The sequence below is a fragment of the Patulibacter defluvii genome, assembly GCF_034096925.1.
Taxonomy (GTDB): domain Bacteria; phylum Actinomycetota; class Thermoleophilia; order Solirubrobacterales; family Solirubrobacteraceae; genus Patulibacter; species Patulibacter defluvii.
The window spans coordinates 21,961-39,043 of record NZ_JAWZSQ010000024.1 but is presented as its reverse complement, the minus strand read 5'-3'; the positions used below and the strand labels follow the sequence as shown (position 1 = coordinate 39,043).

Annotated in this window: 19 protein-coding genes; 8 read left to right on the top strand and 11 right to left on the bottom strand. The window is 75.7% G+C overall.

Translation table 11 applies throughout. The annotated features are described in order from the left end of the window. Nucleotides 1–86 precede the first annotated feature (86 nt). Nucleotides 87–1,118, top strand: a complete 1,032-nt coding sequence (locus tag SH587_RS20305) for a TerC family protein (protein ID WP_320672484.1) — start codon at nt 87–89, stop codon at nt 1,116–1,118. 18 nt (nt 1,119–1,136) lie between these two features. Here the strand turns inward: SH587_RS20305 and SH587_RS20300 are convergent, their stop codons facing one another. After that, nucleotides 1,137–1,802, bottom strand: coding sequence for an SGNH/GDSL hydrolase family protein (locus SH587_RS20300; protein ID WP_320672483.1), 666 nt, complete (start codon nt 1,800–1,802; stop codon nt 1,137–1,139). 20 nt (nt 1,803–1,822) lie between these two features. Beyond that, entirely contained in the window at nt 1,823–3,214 is a 1,392-nt protein-coding gene (locus SH587_RS20295) for an MFS transporter (protein ID WP_320672482.1), read from the bottom strand. Between the two features lie 92 nt (nt 3,215–3,306). Between SH587_RS20295 and SH587_RS20290 the strand changes: the two genes are divergently transcribed. The 3 genes from SH587_RS20290 to SH587_RS20280 all read left to right on the top strand — a co-directional run bounded on the left by SH587_RS20290 (nt 3,307) and on the right by SH587_RS20280 (nt 5,892). Continuing rightward, entirely contained in the window at nt 3,307–3,924 is a 618-nt protein-coding gene (locus SH587_RS20290; protein ID WP_320672481.1) for a TetR/AcrR family transcriptional regulator, read from the top strand. Nucleotides 3,925–3,943: 19 nt separating this feature from the next. Further along, nucleotides 3,944–4,966, top strand: coding sequence for a glycosyltransferase family 2 protein (locus SH587_RS20285; protein WP_320672480.1), 1,023 nt, complete (start codon nt 3,944–3,946; stop codon nt 4,964–4,966). A 107-nt stretch (nt 4,967–5,073) separates the two neighbouring features. Continuing rightward, on the top strand, nt 5,074–5,892 hold the full coding sequence (locus SH587_RS20280) for an MBL fold metallo-hydrolase (RefSeq protein WP_320672479.1): 819 nt from the start codon (nt 5,074–5,076) through the stop codon (nt 5,890–5,892). Here the strand turns inward: SH587_RS20280 and SH587_RS20275 are convergent. Together SH587_RS20275 and SH587_RS20270 are read right to left on the bottom strand one after the other, a co-directional pair. Continuing rightward, nucleotides 5,889–6,476, bottom strand: coding sequence for a TetR/AcrR family transcriptional regulator (locus SH587_RS20275; RefSeq protein WP_320672478.1), 588 nt, complete (start codon nt 6,474–6,476; stop codon nt 5,889–5,891). The two genes, SH587_RS20280 and SH587_RS20275, sit on opposite strands and share 4 nt — an antisense overlap. Continuing rightward, nucleotides 6,473–7,171, bottom strand: coding sequence for an MBL fold metallo-hydrolase (locus SH587_RS20270; protein ID WP_320672477.1), 699 nt, complete (start codon nt 7,169–7,171; stop codon nt 6,473–6,475). The genes SH587_RS20275 and SH587_RS20270 overlap by 4 nt, the downstream gene beginning before the upstream one ends. A gap of 122 nt (nt 7,172–7,293) precedes the next feature. Here SH587_RS20270 and bktB point away from each other — a divergent pair, with 122 nt between their 5' ends. Beyond that, complete coding sequence (gene bktB / locus SH587_RS20265; RefSeq protein WP_320672476.1) at nt 7,294–8,481, top strand: beta-ketothiolase BktB; 1,188 nt, start codon at nt 7,294–7,296, stop codon at nt 8,479–8,481. A 113-nt stretch (nt 8,482–8,594) separates the two neighbouring features. Further along, entirely contained in the window at nt 8,595–9,020 is a 426-nt protein-coding gene (locus tag SH587_RS20260) for an SCP2 sterol-binding domain-containing protein (RefSeq protein WP_320672475.1), read from the top strand. Nucleotides 9,021–9,049: 29 nt separating this feature from the next. On the opposite strand, the gene SH587_RS20255 is transcribed toward SH587_RS20260, so the two are convergent. Beyond that, on the bottom strand, nt 9,050–10,099 hold the full coding sequence (locus tag SH587_RS20255; RefSeq protein WP_320672474.1) for an NAD-dependent epimerase/dehydratase family protein: 1,050 nt from the start codon (nt 10,097–10,099) through the stop codon (nt 9,050–9,052). Between the two features lie 115 nt (nt 10,100–10,214). Continuing rightward, nucleotides 10,215–10,868 (bottom strand): NUDIX hydrolase, encoded by a 654-nt coding sequence (locus tag SH587_RS20250; RefSeq protein ID WP_320672473.1) that lies wholly within the window; start codon nt 10,866–10,868, stop codon nt 10,215–10,217. A 132-nt stretch (nt 10,869–11,000) separates the two neighbouring features. Here SH587_RS20250 and SH587_RS20245 point away from each other — a divergent pair, with 132 nt between their 5' ends. After that, complete coding sequence (locus SH587_RS20245; protein WP_320672472.1) at nt 11,001–11,171, top strand: rubredoxin; 171 nt, start codon at nt 11,001–11,003, stop codon at nt 11,169–11,171. Here SH587_RS20245 and SH587_RS20240 read toward each other — a convergent pair. From SH587_RS20240 to SH587_RS20225, 4 genes are all read right to left on the bottom strand, one after another. Continuing rightward, nucleotides 11,168–11,866, bottom strand: coding sequence for an alpha/beta hydrolase (locus SH587_RS20240; protein ID WP_320672471.1), 699 nt, complete (start codon nt 11,864–11,866; stop codon nt 11,168–11,170). The two genes, SH587_RS20245 and SH587_RS20240, sit on opposite strands and share 4 nt — an antisense overlap. Then, nucleotides 11,863–12,501, bottom strand: coding sequence for a hypothetical protein (locus tag SH587_RS20235; RefSeq protein ID WP_320672470.1), 639 nt, complete (start codon nt 12,499–12,501; stop codon nt 11,863–11,865). The genes SH587_RS20240 and SH587_RS20235 overlap by 4 nt, the downstream gene beginning before the upstream one ends. A 79-nt stretch (nt 12,502–12,580) precedes the next feature. Continuing rightward, on the bottom strand, nt 12,581–14,020 hold the full coding sequence (locus SH587_RS20230; protein ID WP_320672469.1) for a DHA2 family efflux MFS transporter permease subunit: 1,440 nt from the start codon (nt 14,018–14,020) through the stop codon (nt 12,581–12,583). A 129-nt stretch (nt 14,021–14,149) separates the two neighbouring features. After that, on the bottom strand, nt 14,150–14,791 hold the full coding sequence (locus tag SH587_RS20225) for a TetR/AcrR family transcriptional regulator (RefSeq protein WP_320672468.1): 642 nt from the start codon (nt 14,789–14,791) through the stop codon (nt 14,150–14,152). Nucleotides 14,792–14,897: 106 nt separating this feature from the next. Here SH587_RS20225 and SH587_RS20220 point away from each other — a divergent pair, with 106 nt between their 5' ends. Beyond that, entirely contained in the window at nt 14,898–16,223 is a 1,326-nt protein-coding gene (locus SH587_RS20220; RefSeq protein ID WP_320672467.1) for a mannosyltransferase family protein, read from the top strand. 27 nt (nt 16,224–16,250) lie between these two features. Here the strand turns inward: SH587_RS20220 and SH587_RS20215 are convergent, their stop codons facing one another. After that, entirely contained in the window at nt 16,251–17,069 is an 819-nt protein-coding gene (locus tag SH587_RS20215; protein WP_320672466.1) for an exodeoxyribonuclease III, read from the bottom strand. Nucleotides 17,070–17,083: the final 14 nt, after the last annotated feature.

Sequence of the window (17,083 nt, the reverse complement as noted above, 5' to 3'; positions counted from 1 at the left end):
CGGTCGCCCTATGTGGCCCGGTGCGTCCGCCCAGGGAGGGTGGGAGAGACCTTCGACCACGCCAACCACAGGTCGGAGCACCCTTCATGTCCGTCACCCTGCTCGCCGCGTCCTCGTCCGAGAGCACCGGCTCCGAGGTCGCGCCGCTCGTCTGGATCGCCTTCACCGCGTTCATCGTGGCGATGCTGATCCTCGATCTCGTCGTCCACCGCCACAGCGAGGGCGACGGTCCCGGCGACTCGCACGTCCCGCCCTTCCGCGAGAGCGTGATCTGGAGCATCGGCTGGACGGTGCTGGCGCTGGCCTTCACCGCGGTCGTGCCGCTGGTCCACGACGGCTTCGGCGGCAAGCAGGCCGGCGAGTTCCTGACCGGTTACGTGATCGAGCGCAGCCTCTCGCTCGACAACCTCTTCGTCTTCACGATCCTCTTCGGCTTCTTCAGCGTGCCGCTCTACGCGCAGCGGAAGGTGCTCTTCTACGGGATCATCGGCGCGATCGTCCTGCGCGCGATCTTCATCCTCGTCGGCGGCGCGCTGCTGAACGCGTTCCACTGGATGATCTACGTCTTCGGCGCGTTCCTGGTGATCACGGCGATCCGGATGGCGACCCACTCCGACGAGGAGGTCGACCCCGAGAACAACCCGATCCTGAAGCTGATCCGGCGGGTCTTCCCGATGAGCGACAGCTACGACGGGTCGAAGGTCTTCACGATCGAGAACGGCAAGCGAATCGGCACTCCGATGCTGGCCGCGCTGGCGATGGTGGCGACCTTCGACGTGATCTTCGCGATCGACTCGATCCCGGCGATCTTCGCGGTCACCCGCGAGACCTTCATCGTCTTCGCCGCCAACGCCTTCGCGCTGCTCGGCCTGACCTCGCTCTTCTTCCTGATCGCCGGGCTGCTGGAGCGGTTCCACTACCTGCACTACGGGCTGGCGTTCATCCTCGGCTTCGTCGGCATCAAGATGCTGCTGGCCGACGTCTACCACATGCCGATCGGGATCTCGCTCGGCGTGATCGTCGGCACGCTGCTGGTCGCGGCCTGGGCCTCGAACCGCTGGCCGAAGGACCACGGCGACGGCGACGGCAGCCCGCCGGCGCCGGCCGCCGCGGCCTGAGCCTGAGCCGGGCCCGCCCTACGCCGCCGCCAGCGCCCGCACGACGCCGGCGGCGGCGATCGCGTGCCCGCGGGCGTTGGCGTGCATCCGGTCGTCGGCGAAGATCCCCGGGTCGGCGGCCAGCGGGTGGCGGTGGCCGTCGACGTGGATCGCGCCGAGATCGTCGGCCAGCTGGCGGGTGAGGGCGTCGAGCAGGTCGAAGCTCTCGGCCAGGCGGTCGCCGAGCGGGGCGGGCAGCAGCCCGCTGCGCGGCAGGTCGAAGAGCCCGATCGTCACCAGCTGGGCGCCGCTGGCGGCGAGCGGCTCCAGCAGCGCCCGCAGCTCGCGCCGCAGCGCGACCGGGTCGAAGCGGCGCGAGAGCGCGTCGTTGCCGCCGGCGGCGACCACCACCAGGTCGGGCGTCAGCGCCAGCGCGCGGTCGAGCTGCTGCTCGCGGATCTCGGCCGTGCGCAGGTCGCGGACCCCGAGGTTGTCGTAGCGGTCGGGGGCCAGCGCGTCGGCCAGCCGGTCGGCCCAGCTGCGGTCGCGGTAGCCGGGGCAGGGACCGCGAAGCCCGGCGGCGACGCTGTCGCCGAGCACCGCCAGCCGTCGCCAGGGGGCGTCGGCCAGCAGCGCGGCGGCGCGGTCGGGGGGCAGCGCGTGGGGATCGCGGTCCTCGAGCAGGACCGTGGCGGTGGACGTCATCGGAACGCCTCTCTGGTGGGTCAGCGGGCGGGCAGCGGCGGAGCGGAGGGGAGGGCCGACGGGGCGGCGGCTCGCAGCCGCAGGCCGGCGCCGGCGGCCAGCAGCGAGGCGCCGGCGCAGACCAGGTAGACGTCGGCGAAGGGCGCGACCAGGTGGCCGTCGCGGCCGGCCAGCAGCGCGGCGAGCAGGGCGACCCCGATCGCGCCGCCGATCTGGCGGGCGGCGATGTTGAGCCCGGTCGCGGCGGCGAAGCGGGGCGGCGCGACGGCCAGCGCGGCGGCGGTCGAGGCGCCGACGCTGACCGCGCCCATGCCGGCCCCGCCGACCAGCCCGGCCGGCAGCCAGAGGGCCAGGAAGGCCGGCTCGGCGGGCAGCGCGATCGCGATCGCCGCGCCGGTGGCGGCCATCAGCAGCGCGCCGCCGACCACCAGCGTCCGCGGCGAGGGCCGGCGGCGGGCGCGGCCGATCGCGACCCCGACCGCGGCCGAGGCGATCGCCCCGTGGGTCATCGCGAAGCCGGCTTCCAGCGGCGAGTAGGCCCAGACGCCGGTCAGGAACAGGACTCCGATCAGCAGCCAGGCGTAGAGCGCGGCGCCGAACAGCAGCGAGACCGCGTTGGCGGCCGCGTAGCTGCGGCTGCGCCAGAGGTCGATCTGGAGCGCCGGGGCCGGGTGGACGCGCGAGCGGCCCAGCGCCCATCCGCCCGCGACGAGGGCGGCGGCGAGCGCGGTCAGCGTCCGCGGGTCGCCCCAGCCCCACCGCTCGCCCTCGGTCACGGCCAGCACCAACAGCCCGACGGCGACCGCGACCAGGGCGGTGCCGAGCGCGTCGGGCAGCCGCTCGCGGCGGGCCTCGACCGTCGGCGCGCGGAGCGCCAGCCAGGCCAGCGCGGCCCCGGCGGGCACGTTGACGAGGAACAGCGCCCGCCAGCCGAAGGCCTCGACCAGGATCCCGCCGAGCGACGGGCCGAGCGCGGCGGCGACCGAGGCGGCCGCGCTCCAGAGCCCGATCGCGACCGTCCGCCGCTCGGGCGCGGTGTCGGCCAGGACGAAGGCCAACGAGGCGGGGATCATCGCCGCGGCGCCCGCGCCCTGGACAGCCCGGGCGGCGAGCAGCGCGCCGAGCCCGGGCGCGAGCGCGGCGGCGAGCGACGCGAGCGTGAAGAGGCTGACGCCGATCGCGAACAGCCGCCGCCGGCCGAGCACGTCGGCGACCCGCCCGGCGGGGGCCAGCAGCGCCGCCAGCAGGACGGTGTAGAGGGTGACGACCCACGAGAGGGTCGTGACGCCGGTGCCGAGGTCGCGCGCCAGGTCGGGGACGGCGAGGTTGGTGATCGTGACGTCGAGGAAGGCCAGGAACGAGCCGCCGCAGGCGAGCAGCAGCGGCAGCGGGGAGGGACGGTCGGCGGACATCGGGGCTCCGCGGTCGGGGACGGTGCCGGCGAATATAGATACCGATCGATCGGAAGTCAAAAAGGAGATCGATCGGTTGCTATGATCGGCGCATGGCCGGCCGCCGCAGCGACGCCGAAGCGCGCGAGACCCGCGCTGCGATCCTCGCCCGGGCGGCCGACAGCGCCTCCGTCGACGGCCTCGAGGGGCTGACGATCGGCCGCCTGGCCGCCGACGTCGGGCTCAGCAAGGCCGGCGTCCTCGGGCATTTCGGGACCAAGGAGGGGCTGCAGCTCGCGACGCTGGAGCACGCCGCGGCGCTCTTCCGCGAGCGGGTCTGGACGCCGGCGGCCGAGGCCCGTCCCGGGATCGAGCGGCTGCTGGCGATCTGCGCCGCCTGGACCGCCTACGCCGCCGACCCGCCCTTCCGCGGCGGCTGCTTCATGGCCGCCGCCGCCTTCGAGTTCGACGACCGCGACGGCGCCGTCCACGAGCAGCTGGCGGCGGTCCTGCGGCGCTGGCGGCGGACGCTGGTGGCCGAGGTCCGGACCGCGATCGAGGACGGCGACCTGCCGGCCGACTGCGATCCCGAGCTGGTCGCCTTCACGCTCGACTCGCTGGCCGTCAACACCAACCCCGAGCGCGGCATCCACGACGCCACCGCCGCGGCCGAGCGGACGCTGCGGGCGATGCACTGGGTGCTCGGGCGCGGGGCCGGCGTCCCCGCCTGACCGCGGTAGCCTGCGCGCCGTGCCCGCGCCGCTCGTCTCCGTCGTCGTGCCCACGCGCGACCGGCCCGAGCGGCTGGCGCGGCTGCTCGACGGCCTCCGCGCGCAGACGCTGGGGGCGGAGCGGATCGAGGTGATCGTCTGCGACGACGCCTCGGCGGAGCCGGCGGTCGCGGCGCTGCTCGACGCCGCCGTCGCCCGCGGCGACCTGGCCCTGCGGGTGCTGCGGCAGGAGCGACCGCGGGGCCCGGCGGTCGCCCGCAACCGCGGCTGGCGGACGGCGACCGCGCCGCTGGTGGCGTTCGTCGACGACGACTGCGTGCCGCAGCCGCGCTGGCTGGAGGCGCTGCTCGACGGCTGGCAGACCGGGACCGCCGACGGCGATCCGGCGCTGGCGCTGGTCCAGGGCCGGGTGCTGCCCGACCCGGCCGAGTACCCGCAGCGCTTCGGGCCGTTCTCGACCACGCTCTGGGTCCACGAGGCCGGTCCGCGGTTCGAGACGGCGAACATCGCCTACCCGCGCGCGCTGCTGGAGCGGCTGGACGGCTTCGACGAGTCGCTGGTGATCGCCGGCGAGGACACCGACCTCGGCTGGCGGGCGATCGAGGCCGGCGCGCGGGTGATCTGGGCCGGGGCGGCGCTCGTCCACCACGGGGTGATCCAGCAGGGACCGTGGGGCCGGCTGGCCAAGGGCTGGCGGTGGCGCTACGTGCCGGCCGTCTTCCGCCGCCACCCGGGCCTGCGGCGCGAGCTGATCGCCGGCGTCTTCTGGAGCCGCTGGCACTGGTGGCTGTTCCGGGCCGCGGCGGCGCTGCTGCTGCGACCGCGGGCGCCGGCCCGGGCAGCCCGTCCCGGCGGGCTGCGGGGGCCGCGGCGCGGGCCGGGCTGGGCGCTGCTCCGCTGGTGGCTGGCGATGCCCTACGTGCTGCGGCTGGTCGACTACCGCAGCGGGCCGCTGCTGGCCCCCTACCGGCTGGCCTGCGACCTGGTCGAGGTGGCGGCGATCGGCACCGGAGCGGTCCGCCACCGGATCGTGATGCTCTGACGGCCCCCGTGCCCCCGCCCGCTGCGACGTTCCGGACGCTCAGCGACCGAAACGTCGCAGGCGGCGGGCAGGGCGGGGCGGCGACGCGGCGCCGGTAGGCTCGGCCGATGCCGGACGCGCCCCTCACCGCCCGCGGGATTCGCCTGCTGCGGGCCGACAATCCCGGGCCGAAGACGCTGGAGGGGACCAACACCTGGCTGCTCGCCGACGGCGGTCGCACCTGGGTGGTCGATCCCGGGCCCGACCTCGACGAGCACCTGGACGCGGTCGCGGCGGCGGTCGCCGAGGGCGGCGGCCTGGCCGGGATCGCCCTCACCCACCGCCATCCCGACCACGCCGACGGCGTCGCCGGGCTGCTGCGGCGGACCGGGCCGGCGCCGCTGGCCTCGAAGAGCGGCTGGCTGCCCGACGACGCGCCCGCCGGGACGACCGCGGTCGCGGTCGGCGACGGCGACCGCGTCGGCCCCTTCGCCGTCGTCGCGACCCCCGGTCACGCGGCCGACCACGTGGTCTTCCTGGCCGGCGACGCGGTCTTCGCCGGCGACACGGTGCTGGGGACGGGCAGCGTGCTGCTGGTCCCGCACGCCGGCGCCCTGATCGGCTACCTGGCCGCGCTCCGCGAGCTGCGCACGCGCGAGCTGGCGCTGCTGCTGCCGGGGCACGGGCCGCGGGTCGACGACCCGGCGGCGAAGCTCGACGAGTACGTCGCCCACCGGCTCGACCGCGAGCGGCGGCTGGTGGCGGCGCTCGACGACGGCCTGCGGACGGTCGACCAGCTGCTCGACCGGGTCTGGGACGACGCCCCCGGGATCCTGCGGCTGGCCGCGGCGGTCACGCTCCAGGCCCACCTCGACAAGCTGGAGACCGAGGGCCGGCTGCCGGACGGGGTCGAGCGGCAGCAGTTCGGCGACTTCGACGGACTCTAGGTCGCCGCCGCGATCGCGTCGAGGCTGGTCAGCTGCTGCTCGACCAGCCACGCGAACGAGGCGTCGCGGTCGACGGCGAGGCCGAAGCCGTCGCCCGCCTCCAGCACCACGAACCCGTGCAGCGCGCTGCGCAGCGCCCGCGCGGCGTGGACCAGCGCGTCGCCCTCCAGCCGCCAGTGGCGGAAGAGCGCCAGCAGCAGCTCGGTGGTCCGGCGCGCGGCCGCGGTCAGCGCGTCGTCGCCGGCCGGCTGGGCGCGCTGGATCGCCGCGTAGGCCCCGGGATGGGCGTGGGCGTAGGCCCGGTAGGCCGCGGCGGCGGCGCGCACGGCGTCGGGTCCGGCGCGGCCGATCGAGGCCCGGGCCAGCGCCGCCTCGACGTCGCCGAGCGCGCGCAGGGCGATCCCGCGGCGGAGCCCGTCGAGCCCGTCGACGTGGTTGTAGATCGACGGCGCGCGGACCCCGAGCGCCGCCGCCACCCGCGCGACCGAGAGCGCGTCCAGGCCCTGCTCGTCAGCGATCCGCAGCGCGGCGTCGATCACCTGCGGCCCGTCGAGCCCGGCCCGCCGGCGGGTGGGCGCGGTCACCGGGCGGCCCGCTCGATCGCGCGGGCGATCGCAGGCCCCGGCCCCTCCACGATCGCGCCGTGACCGGGAGCCAGGCGGGCCGGCTCGAGCGCCTGGAGGGTGCGGCAGCTGGAGAGCGCCGTCGGCCGGTGCCAGGTGGCGACGCCGGCGAGCGGGAAGCGCCAGGGGATCGTGGCGGTGGTCGCGACCCCGCCGACGGTGGTGAAGGCGTCGCCGCAGAGCAGCGTCTCGTCGCGCTCGTCGAGCAGCGCCACGTGGCCGGGGGTGTGGCCGGGCGCGGCGATCACCCGCAGCGAGCCGACCCGGTCGCCGTCGGCCAGCAGCCGGGTCGGGGCCGTCCGCTGGCCCTTGATCGCGCCCCGCAGCTTGGCCGCCGGCTCGTCGGGATCGAGGCTGCGGTCGCCGGCCAGCAGCCGCGCGTCGCGGGCCGAGATCAGCACCTCGGCGTCGGGCAGCGCGGCGGCCAGCGCGTCGAGGCTGGCCACGTGGTCGTCGTGGGCGTGGGTCAGGACGATCCGCGCGATCGGCTGCCCGAGCTCGGCCGCGGCGGCCAGGATCGCCTTCGCCGACCCGCCGAGCATCGTGTCGACCAGGGTCAGCCCGTCCTCCTCGGGCACGAGGTAGGCGTTGACCAGGTGGAGGCGGTTCAGGCGCACGATTCCGGCGGGCGTCGCCGACGGCTGGTGACTGCTCATAGGAAATAGACTACGCACATTAGTCTGGCGGGGCAAGCGGTCGCCGCCGGGCGCTCGCTACCCTCCCCGGCCTACGGCGCGGTAGCCGCGCCGGTTCGCCCCGGAAAGACGCAGGAGACCTCATGACCGGTGTCGTCATCGCCTCGGCCGCTCGCACCGCGATCGGCAGCTACGGCAAGTCGCTGAAGGACGTGCCCGCGACCCAGCTCGGCGTCACGGCCGCGACGGCCGCGATCGAGCGGGCCGGCCTGCGCCCCGACCAGATCGAGCACGTCGTCTTCGGCAACGTGATCCACAGCTCGACCGACGACATGTACATGGCGCGCGTCGTCTCGATCAACGCCGGGATCCCGCAGGAGACGCCGGCCCTGACCGTCAACCGGCTCTGCGGCTCGGGCGTGCAGTCGATCGTGACCGCGACGATGCACATCCAGACCGGTGACGTCGACGTCGCGCTGGCCGGCGGCGCCGAGTCGATGTCGCAGGCGCCCTACTGGGTCGCCGACGGCCGCTGGGGCAGCAAGATGGGCCCTGGCAAGCTGGTCGACCCGGTCGTCGGCGGGCTCACCGACCCGTTCCGCAAGATCCACATGGGCGTGACGGCCGAGAACCTCTCGGTCCGCGACACGATCTCGCGCGAGGACCAGGACGCCTTCGCCTTCCGCAGCCACCAGAAGGCCGCCGCCGCCCGCGCCGCCGGCAAGTTCGCCGACGAGATCGCCCCGGTCGTGATCAAGACCCGCAAGGGCGAGGTCGTCTTCGATAGCGACGAGCACATCCGCGAGGACATCTCGATCGAGGCGCTGGCCAAGCTGAAGCCGGCCTTCAAGCGCGAGGACGGCACCGTCACCGCCGGCAACGCCTCGGGCCTCAACGACGCCGGCGCCGCCGTCACGCTGCTGCGCGAGGAGAAGGCCGCCGAGCTGGGCGTGACCCCGAAGGCGCGGATCCTCGGCTACGCGGTCACCGGCGTCGACCCGAACATCATGGGCATCGGCCCGGTGACGGCGATCCGCAAGGTCCTCGACCGGACCGGCGTCGCGCTCGACGACGTCGCGGTGATCGAGCTCAACGAGGCCTTCGCCGCCCAGTCGCTGGCCGTCACCCGCGAGCTCGGCCTGGCCGACGACGACCCGCGCGTGAACCCGAACGGCGGCGCGATCGCCCTCGGCCACCCGATCGGCGCCTCGGGCACCGCGATCACCGTCAAGGCGATCAGCGAGCTGCACCGGACCGCCGCCCAGTACGGCCTGATCTCGCTCTGCATCGGCGGCGGCCAGGGGATCGCGCTGCTGATCGAGCGCGTCTGATTCGAAACGTTTTGCGCGACGGCGGCCCGTGCGGCCACCGTCGCGCAAGCCCCGTGGCATCCGGCACGAGCAGGGTGCACGGCGACGCCGATCGCGTTAGGGTCCGGGCCGACGTGCTCTTCACCACCGCCGACGACGTCCACGAGAGCCTCGGCCGCCTGCTGCAGGAGCTGGCCACCGACCCAGACCTGGGGAACCGGCTGACGCACCTCGACACGGTGGTGCAGCTGAAGTGCCGCCACCCCGACGCGACGGTCACGCTCGTCGCGCGGACGAGCGAGCCGGCCCGCGTCGCCCTCGGCGAGCCGGGCGAGGACGTCCCCGAGCCCGACGTCGTGCTGACGATGGACGCCGACGTCGCCCATCACCTGTGGCTCGGCCAGCAGAACATCGCGATCGGGATCGCCCGCGGCTTCATCCAGGCCAAGGGCGACGCGCGCAAGGTCCTCGACCTGCTCGGGATGACCGGCGAGATCGTGCCCCGCTACCAGCAGCTGCTGCGGGCGGCGGGTCGCGAGGACCTGCTGACCGTCGCCTGAGCGGGGCCGGGCGCGGGCGGCCTCCGCCGCTAGACGTCGACGCCGGCCGTGAGGTCGGCCCGGTGGGCGCGGACGGTCGCCTCGATCGTCTCGACCGCGTCGTGCCGCGGCTCCCAGCCCAGCTCGTGGCGGGCCTTGGTCGCGTCGACGTGGACCGGACGGCGGGCGGCGTCGACCCACTGCGCCTCGGGCGGCAGGAACGGCAGCCGGTCGGCGATCTCGGCGACCGCGTCGGCGGCCAGCTCGGGCAGCGGCACCGTGTACCAGCCGAGCGCCGAGGCCAGGTCGCGGACGCTGAACGTGCCCGGCCCGGCCACGTTGTAGGCCCCCGGCGCGCCGCGGCCGAGGACCGCAGCCACCAGCGCCTCGGCCAGGTCGTCGTGGTGGACCAGCTGGAACGCCGCGCCCGGGTCGGGCAGCACCGGCTTCAGGATCGGCACCTGGTCGAGCAGCGAGAGCATCGCCGACGGCAGCCGCTCGCCCAGCCGCACGTACGGCAGCGAGCGGATCACCAGGTGCGCGCTCGGGCCCGCGACCAGCGCCGGCCGGATCACGTAGGCCTCGGTCTCCGTGCCCTCGACGTGGACCTCCAGCTCGCGCTCGGCCTCGACCTTGTGGGCCGCGTAGGGCCGCCCCGGCCCCGGCTGGTGGAGCGGCTGCTGCTCGTCGACCAGGCCGCCGCCGGGCGGCGAGCCGTAGGCGGTGATCGAGGAGACGTGGACGATCCGGCCGACCCCGGCGGCGACCGCCTCGTCGAAGACGGTCCGCGAGCCGCCGACGTTGGTCCGCTCGCCGTCGTCGTCGCCGGCCATGATCACGAACGCCAGGTGCAGGACGACGTCGGCGCCGGCCACCAGCGCCCGGACCGCGTCCGGATCGGCGACGTCGCCGCGGCGCAGCTCGGTCTTCGTCCAGCCGTGGGCGGCCGCGTCGCCGCCGCGGCGCGAGAGGCCGACGATCCGCCCGACCTCGTCGGCGCGCTCGAGCGCCGCGATCGCCGCCCGGCCGACCGCGCCGGTCGGCCCCGTCACGGCCACGGTCAGGCCGTCGGGACGGCCGGCGTCGGAGTTCGTGGGCATGCTGCGCTCCTGCTCGCGGGACCGCCGGCACCGCCGCCGGCGGGTTCGGCCGATGCTACCCCGGGAGCGGTGCGCCGCCGGACCGCCGCGGGGCCGTCGTCCCCCCGATCGGGCGTCAGCGCGGGCGCTCGGCCGCCGGCACGTCGGTCAGCGGGAACGCCCGCTCGATCCCGGCCCGGCGGATCCGCAGGATCGGGTCGCCGTCGCGCGGGTCGACGACCGGGGTCACCGGCTCGATCGCGCGGCCCTCGCAGGCGGCGAGCGCCTCGTCGGTGGTCGCCCAGCCGGCCAGCTCCTCGAGCTGGCAGCGGGTCGGGAACGCGACCACCGCGAGCCCCTGCGCGACCGCGTCCTCGAGCAGCTGCGCGGGCGCGACCCAGCGGTGGGCGACGATCTCCTCGCCGTCGATCACGATCGGCGGATCGCCCTCGATCCGGCCGAGGAAGAAGGCGGTGTCGAACCGCACCGGCAGCGGCTCGGGCGTGATCCAGCGGTCGAGCGCCACCAGCGCGTCGGCGGCGACGGTCAGGCCGACCTCCTCGCGCAGCTCGCGGGCGGCGGCGGCGCGGTTGGCGGCGTCGCCCTCGCCGTCGCTCGGCTCGACCCGGCCGCCGGGGAAGACCCAGAAGCCGCCCATGAAGCGGGCGGCGGGCGTCCGCTGGCCGACCAGCACCTCGAGCCCCGTCGGCCCGTCGCGGAGCGGCACGACGGCGGCGGCGGGACGCGGCGTCACAGGCGGCCGGGCGGAGGGATCGACGGAACTGGCCACGCAGCCAGCCTAGCCCGTCGGCCGGCGGGCGGGCGGGCGCGCGTCGGCGGTGGCGGGCACGACAACGGTCGCGGCGGACGCGGTGTTCGACGCCCAGGACGATCGCCGATCGACTCATCTACTCTTGCCGCCATGAGTGACGACGCGCAGTGGATCTGCGAGGCCTGCGGCTACGTCTACGAAACCTCCGAGGGCGATCCGGACGGAGGGATCCCGCCCGGAACGCCGTTCGAGGACATCCCCGACACCTGGCTCTGCCCGGTCTGCGGCGCCCGCAAGCGCGAGTTCACCCGGATGGACTAGCCCTCGGCGGCCCAGCCGCGCAGGAACCGCGCGCCGAGCGCCACGACCGCCGGGTCGTGGCCGGTCGACGGGTGGTCCCCGCCCGGCAGCACCACCAGGCTCGAGCGGCCGCCGCTCTGCGCGTGCAGGGCGCGGCTGTGGGCCACCGGCACCACCTCGTCGCCGGCGGCGTGGACCAGCAGCAGCCGCTCGCCGAGCGCCGCCACCGCGGCGACCGGATCGGCGGCGTCGAGCAGCGCCCGCAGCGGCGCCGGGTCGACCGCCGCGTCGTAGGCGCCCTCGGCCAGCCGCGCGGCCAGCATCCGCGGCGCCGCCGGGCAGATCGCGACCACCGCGCGGGCGCCGACCCGCTCGGCGGCCAGCAGCGCCAGCAGCCCGCCCATCGAGGCCCCGCGCAGCAGCCGCGGCCCGGGCGGCAGCAGTGCCGCGACCGTCGCGACGTCCTCGACCGCGCGGCCGTCGAGCCGCCCGTCGGGCCCGCCGGCGCTGTCGCCGTGGCCGCGCTGGTCGGGCACCGCCACGGCCAGGCCGGCGGTCTGCAGCGCGGCGGCGACCGCGGCGTGGTTCTGGCGCCGCGAGCCGGCGCCGTGGAGGAGCACGACGCCCCCGACCGGATCGGGGACGTCGTAGAGGTCGACGGTCAGGCCGTCGGCGACGACCGTGCGCGCGGCCAGCGGACCGCGCGCGTCGCTCACTTCGGCAGCGACGACGCCGAGGGCATCGCCGGGATCAGGGCGCCGTAGTCGATCTTCCAAACCCCGTCGACCTTGCGCAGCGGCGGCCCGATGTTGCCGCCGAGGGTGGCGCGGTCGCCCTTCACCGTGACCTTCGCCTTGCCGATCGCGGCCAGGGCCTGCTTCGACGGCGCGGCGGCGGCGTTGACGTTGTTCTTCATCAACGACTCGCAGGTGACGTCCTTCTGGCGCAGCTTCTTGGCGACCTCGTCGAAGCCGATGATCCGCGAGCAGATCTTGGCGCCGTCGCCCTTCGAGACCGCGGTCAGGAAGTCGCGCATCGCGGTCCGGACCTCGTTGGCCGTCTGGTCGTCGGCCGGCTTGCCGCCCTTGGTGTAGTTGGCCAGCGGGTTGTCCGGGGCCGGCTGGGCCGTCGTCTCCGGCTTCGGCTGCTCGCCCTTGTCGTCCTTCGACGGCTCGCTGGTCGTCGTCGTCGGCTGCTCGCTCGTCGTGGTCGGCGTCGAGGCGGACGTGCTGGCGCTGGTCGTCGGCGTGCTGGCGGCGGTGGTGTTCGGCTCGTCGTCGCCCCCGCAGCCGACGGCGGCGAGGGGGAGCGCGGCCGCCAGCAGCAGCGGCAGGAGGCGGGTTCGGATCATGGCACCTTGGGTGTCGGGGACGGCGCTGTGTCGAACGGCGCGCCGTCCCCCACCCTAGAGCCTCGACCGGCCCCGCGGTTCAGGCCGGCTCGCCGACGGCGGTCGCCGGGGCCTCGGCCGCGGCCGCCTGCGGACGCGCGCGGCCGGGGGTCAGGAGGCCGATCGCGGCCCCGACCGCCAGCACCGCCGCGCCGACCGGCAGCGCCGCCACCAGCCCGTCGCTGAACGCCTGCGGATCGGCGTGGCCGCCGTGGGCGCTGAAGACGGTGGCCAGGATCGCGACCCCGAAGACGCCGCCGCTCTCGCGGATCGCGTTGGTCGTCCCCGAGGCCTTGCCGGCCAGCGCCGCCGGGGCCGACGCGAGCACCGCGCCGGCGACCGGGCTGAAGACCAGCGCCATCCCGACGCCGGCCAGCACGAACGGCGCGATCAGCTCGCCGTAGGGGACGGTCGGGGTCGAGACCTGGGAGAGCCAGAAGAGCGCGATCGCCTGCAGCGCCATCCCGGTCACCAGCAGCGGCCGGGGGCCGATCCGGTCGCTCAGGAGGCCGGCGATCGGGGCCACCAGGACCGGCATCCCGGTCCACGGCAGCGTCCGCAGGCCGGCCTCGAGCGGGCCCATCTGCTGGGCGATCTGGAAGAACTGGCTGAGCAGGAAGATCGCCCCGAACATCCCGAAGAACATCGCGAACGAGAGCCCGTTGGCGGCCGCGAAGGGGGCCGAGCGGAAGAGCCGCAGCGGCAGCATCGGGGCGACCGCGCGCCGCTCCCAGGCGACGAAGGCGACCAGCAGCAGGAGGCCGGCGGCGAGCGCCGCGACGACCGTCGCCGAGCCCCAGCCGAGCACCTGGCTGCGGACGATCCCGAAGGTCAGGCCGAAGAGGCCGGCGGTGGCCAGCAGCAGGCCGCGGCGGTCGATCGGGGTGGTGCGGCCGTCGGGCGCGAACGACTCGCGCAGCTGGCGGGCGGCGATCGGCAGCAGCAGCAGGCCGACCGGGACGTTGAGCCAGAAGATCCACGACCAGTCGAGGCCCTCGACCACGGCGCCGCCGACGGCCGGGCCGATCGCGACCCCGAGGCCGCCGATCCCGCCCCAGATCCCGATCGCCAGGCCGCGCTGCCGCGGCGGCACGGCGTCGGCCAGGATCGTCAGCGTCAGCGGCGTGACGATCGCCGCCCCGAGGCCCTGGAGCGCGCGGGCGGCGACCAGCAGCTCGACCGATCCGGCGAGCGCGGCCAGCGCGCTGGCGGCGGTGAAGAGGCTCAGGCCGAGCAGGAACATCCGCCGGCGGCCGAAGCGGTCGCCGAGCGCGGCGCCGGTCAGCAGGAAGACGGCGAAGGCGAGCGTGTAGCCGTTGACCGTCCACTCCAGCGCCTCGAGCGAGCCGCCGAGGTCGCGTTGGATCGAGGGCAGGGCGACGCCGACGACCAGGTTGTCGAGCGAGGTCATGAAGACGGCGAGCGCGACGATCACGACGACGCGCAGGGGGAAGCCGGTCGGGCCGGCGCTGGTGGGCATGGTGGATCTGTCCTTCGGGTGGGATGGGCGTGGGTCGCGCGGGGGCGTGAAGGTGGTGAGTGCTCACTCTCCTAGTGGCCCGAAGAACGGCGGCCGAGGCCGCCGGGGTCACGAGGAGGGTGGGGGAGGTCAGCCGCGGGCGGCGTCCTCCGGGGACGGGGTGGCGGCCGCGGCGGCCGCTGCGGCGGCGGCCTCGGCAGGCGGCAGGCAGGGCTCCTCGGCCCAGGGCGGGGCGCCGGTCAGGGCGCGGGCCCAGTCGGCGTCGATCGCGTAGAGGTCGAGCGCCGCGGCGACGTTGCAGAGCATTCCCTGCGCGAAGAAGGCACGGAGCTCCTCGGGCGTGACGTCGGGGGCCTGGCGCCGGACCAGCGCCGAGAGCGAGCGGAACGACTCCTGCATCGCCTGCCGGACCTCGGGCATCGTCGGCGAGGCGGCGTGGGCGTGGAGCTGGAGCAGCAGCTGGTCGCTGTCGGCGAGCAGCGCGCTGTACGACATCCCCATCGCCGGCAGCACCGGGTCGCCGGCGGCGCGGGCCTCGGCGGCGGCGCGCTCCATCACGTGGCCGATCTTCGCGTTGCAGCGGGCCACCAACGCGCGGACCAGGTCGAGCTTGGACGGGAAGAGCCGGAAGAGGTAGGCGTGGGAGATCCCGGCCGCCTCGGCGATCGCGGCGGTGGGCGTGGCGTCGAACCCGCGCGCCGCGACCAGCGGCGTGGCGACGTCGAGCACCTGCTCGCGGCGTTCCTCGGCGGAGAGTCGGGTGGTCGCCATCGCGAGGTGAGTATGCACTTACTTCCTTGGGCTGTCAAGCGCCGCGCGGGGCCGCTTCACCCCGCCGTCACCGCATCCGCGCGCGCGACCCGCGATCCTTTGGCCCGTGGACGACCGCACCGCGCGCACCGTTCCGCGCCCCGCCACGGGCGTGCTGGAGGAGGCCCTGGGGGCCGACCTCCTGCTCGCGCTGCGCGAGGCGGTGCGGGCCTTCGCGCTCTCGCGGGCGGTGGTCTGGACCGCCGGGCTGCTGACGATCGCGCTCTTCGGCTGGGCCGGATCGCGCGGCGCGCGGCTCGATCCGATGTGGGAGTGCCGGCCGACGGCGATCGGCGGCCTCGACGCCCTGATCGCGCCCGGCTGCCGCTGGGACAGCTCCTGGTACCTGACGATCGCGCAGGGCGGCTACACGCCGACCGACCCCTCGCGCTCGGCGTTCTTCCCGCTCTACCCGCTGCTGATGAACGTCGTCTCGGCCCCGCTCGGCGGCGCGCTGGTGCCGGCCGGGCTGCTGATCTCGTGGACCTGCGCGATCGGCTTCCTGACCGCGCTGCACCGGATCGTGGCCAAGGCCCGCGACGTGGCGACGGCGCGGACGGTGGTGCGGGTGGCGGCCTACGTGCCGCCGGCGATCTTCCTCTCGGCGATCTACACCGAGGCGCTGTTCCTGGTCCTCTCGCTCGGCTGCCTGTGGGCGGCGCGCCAGGACCGCTGGCTGCTGGCCGGGGCGCTCGGCGCGGTTGCCGCCTCCTGCCGCAGCATCGGGATCCTGCTGGTGCTGCCGCTGATGGTCGAGTACCTGTGGGGCCGGCGGCCGGGGGCGACCCCGCTGCGCGGCGACGTCGCCTGGTGGCGGGTCGGCGGCCGGCGGTCGCTGCGGGGAAGCGAGTGGCGGTGGATCGCGCTGGTGCCGGCGGGCCTGCTGGCCTACGCGCTCTACCTGGGGCTGGAGACCGGCGACCCGATCGGGGCGATCCGGGCCCAGGGCGACTGGGCGCGGACCTTCCTGACCCCGATCGGCGGCCTCGGGGCCGGCGTCTGGGCCGTCGTCGGCCGGATCGGCGACCTGGCGGGGGCGTGGCGGATGGACCCGCTGGCGCCGGGCCAGGTGGCGGGGCTGGCCCTGGCCCGCGACGTCGTCCTGCTGGCGATCGTGACCGTGGCCGGGGCGGTGCTCTGGTGGGCGCGGCGGCGGCTGCCGGTCAGCTGGGTGGCGTGGGGCGCGATCTCGCTCGCCTATCCGCTGTCGGTGCCGTCGATGCAGCAGCCGCTGATGTCGATGCCGCGGTTCGCGATGGCCTGCTTCCCGATCGTCGTCGCGCTCGGCCTCTGGGCCCACCAGGGCCAGCGGATGCGCTGGGTCGCGCCGCTGCTGCTGGTGCTGCAGGCGGCGTGGGCGGTGCTGTTCGTCAGCTGGGTCTGGGCGCCGTAGGGACGGGGGCCGCCGGGCGGCCCGCGCTCAATCGGCCAGGTCGACCACCAGCGGCGCGTGGTCGGAGGGCTTCTGGCCCTTGCGGAACTCGCGCGAGACCCAGACCCGCTCGGCGCGGGCGGCGGTCTCGCGGTCGAGCAGCGCCAGGTCGATCCGCAGGCCCAGGTTCTTGTGGAAGTTGCCGGCCCGGTAGTCCCACCAGGTGTAGCGGGGACCGCCGGGGCCCTTGGGATCGTCGGCCGGGAAGTCCTCGCCGTTGACCGCGACGAAGCCGTCGACCAGGTCGCCGGCCTCCAGCACCCCGCGCAGCGCCGTCCGCTCCGGCTCCGAGGTGTGGGTGCCGGCCACGAACCGGTCCGGCGCGTAGCAGTCGCGGTCGGTCGGGCAGACGTTCATGTCGCCCATGATCACCAGTGGCCCGCCCGCCGCCAGGGTCCGCGCCCGCTCGGCCATCGCGTCGAGGAAGGCCAGCTTGGCCCGGTAGTCGGGGTGGTCGAGGGCCTTGCCGTTGATCACGTAGACCGAGGCGATCCGCAGCCCGCCGACCGTCGCCTCGATCCACCGCGCCTCGGTCGGGTCGTGCTGGCCCGGCAGCCCGGCCAGCGGCTCGCTCGGCGCGTCGCCGGCCGTCGCGGCCCGCGACAGGATCGCCACCCCGTTCCACGGCCCCGCCGAGTGCTCGTCGATCCGGTAGCCGGCCGCCTCCAGCTCCAGCCGCGGGAACTGGGCCGCGCTGCACTTCGTCTCCTGCAGGCAGAGCACGTCCGGCTCCAGCTCCTCCAGCAGCTCCAGCACCCGCGGCAGGCGGGCGCGCAGCGAGGCGACGTTCCAGCTGATCAGGCGCACGGGGGGATCCTTGC

What these genes read in the sequence shown, in the direction of transcription:
- SH587_RS20290 (WP_320672481.1), top strand. Translation starts at nt 3,307, where the DNA reads ATGGCCGGCCGCCGCAGCGACGCCGAAGCGCGCGAGACCCGCGCTGCG.
- SH587_RS20225 (WP_320672468.1), bottom strand. Translation starts at nt 14,791, where the DNA reads ATGGCGACCACCCGACTCTCCGCCGAGGAACGCCGCGAGCAGGTGCTC.
- SH587_RS20245 (WP_320672472.1), top strand. Translation starts at nt 11,001, where the DNA reads ATGAGTGACGACGCGCAGTGGATCTGCGAGGCCTGCGGCTACGTCTAC.
- SH587_RS20255 (WP_320672474.1), bottom strand. Translation starts at nt 10,099, where the DNA reads ATGCCCACGAACTCCGACGCCGGCCGTCCCGACGGCCTGACCGTGGCC.
- SH587_RS20270 (WP_320672477.1), bottom strand. Translation starts at nt 7,171, where the DNA reads ATGAGCAGTCACCAGCCGTCGGCGACGCCCGCCGGAATCGTGCGCCTG.
- SH587_RS20235 (WP_320672470.1), bottom strand. Translation starts at nt 12,501, where the DNA reads ATGATCCGAACCCGCCTCCTGCCGCTGCTGCTGGCGGCCGCGCTCCCC.
- SH587_RS20280 (WP_320672479.1), top strand. Translation starts at nt 5,074, where the DNA reads ATGCCGGACGCGCCCCTCACCGCCCGCGGGATTCGCCTGCTGCGGGCC.
- bktB (WP_320672476.1), top strand. Translation starts at nt 7,294, where the DNA reads ATGACCGGTGTCGTCATCGCCTCGGCCGCTCGCACCGCGATCGGCAGC.
- SH587_RS20295 (WP_320672482.1), bottom strand. Translation starts at nt 3,214, where the DNA reads ATGTCCGCCGACCGTCCCTCCCCGCTGCCGCTGCTGCTCGCCTGCGGC.
- SH587_RS20305 (WP_320672484.1), top strand. Translation starts at nt 87, where the DNA reads ATGTCCGTCACCCTGCTCGCCGCGTCCTCGTCCGAGAGCACCGGCTCC.
- SH587_RS20230 (WP_320672469.1), bottom strand. Translation starts at nt 14,020, where the DNA reads ATGCCCACCAGCGCCGGCCCGACCGGCTTCCCCCTGCGCGTCGTCGTG.
- SH587_RS20300 (WP_320672483.1), bottom strand. Translation starts at nt 1,802, where the DNA reads ATGACGTCCACCGCCACGGTCCTGCTCGAGGACCGCGATCCCCACGCG.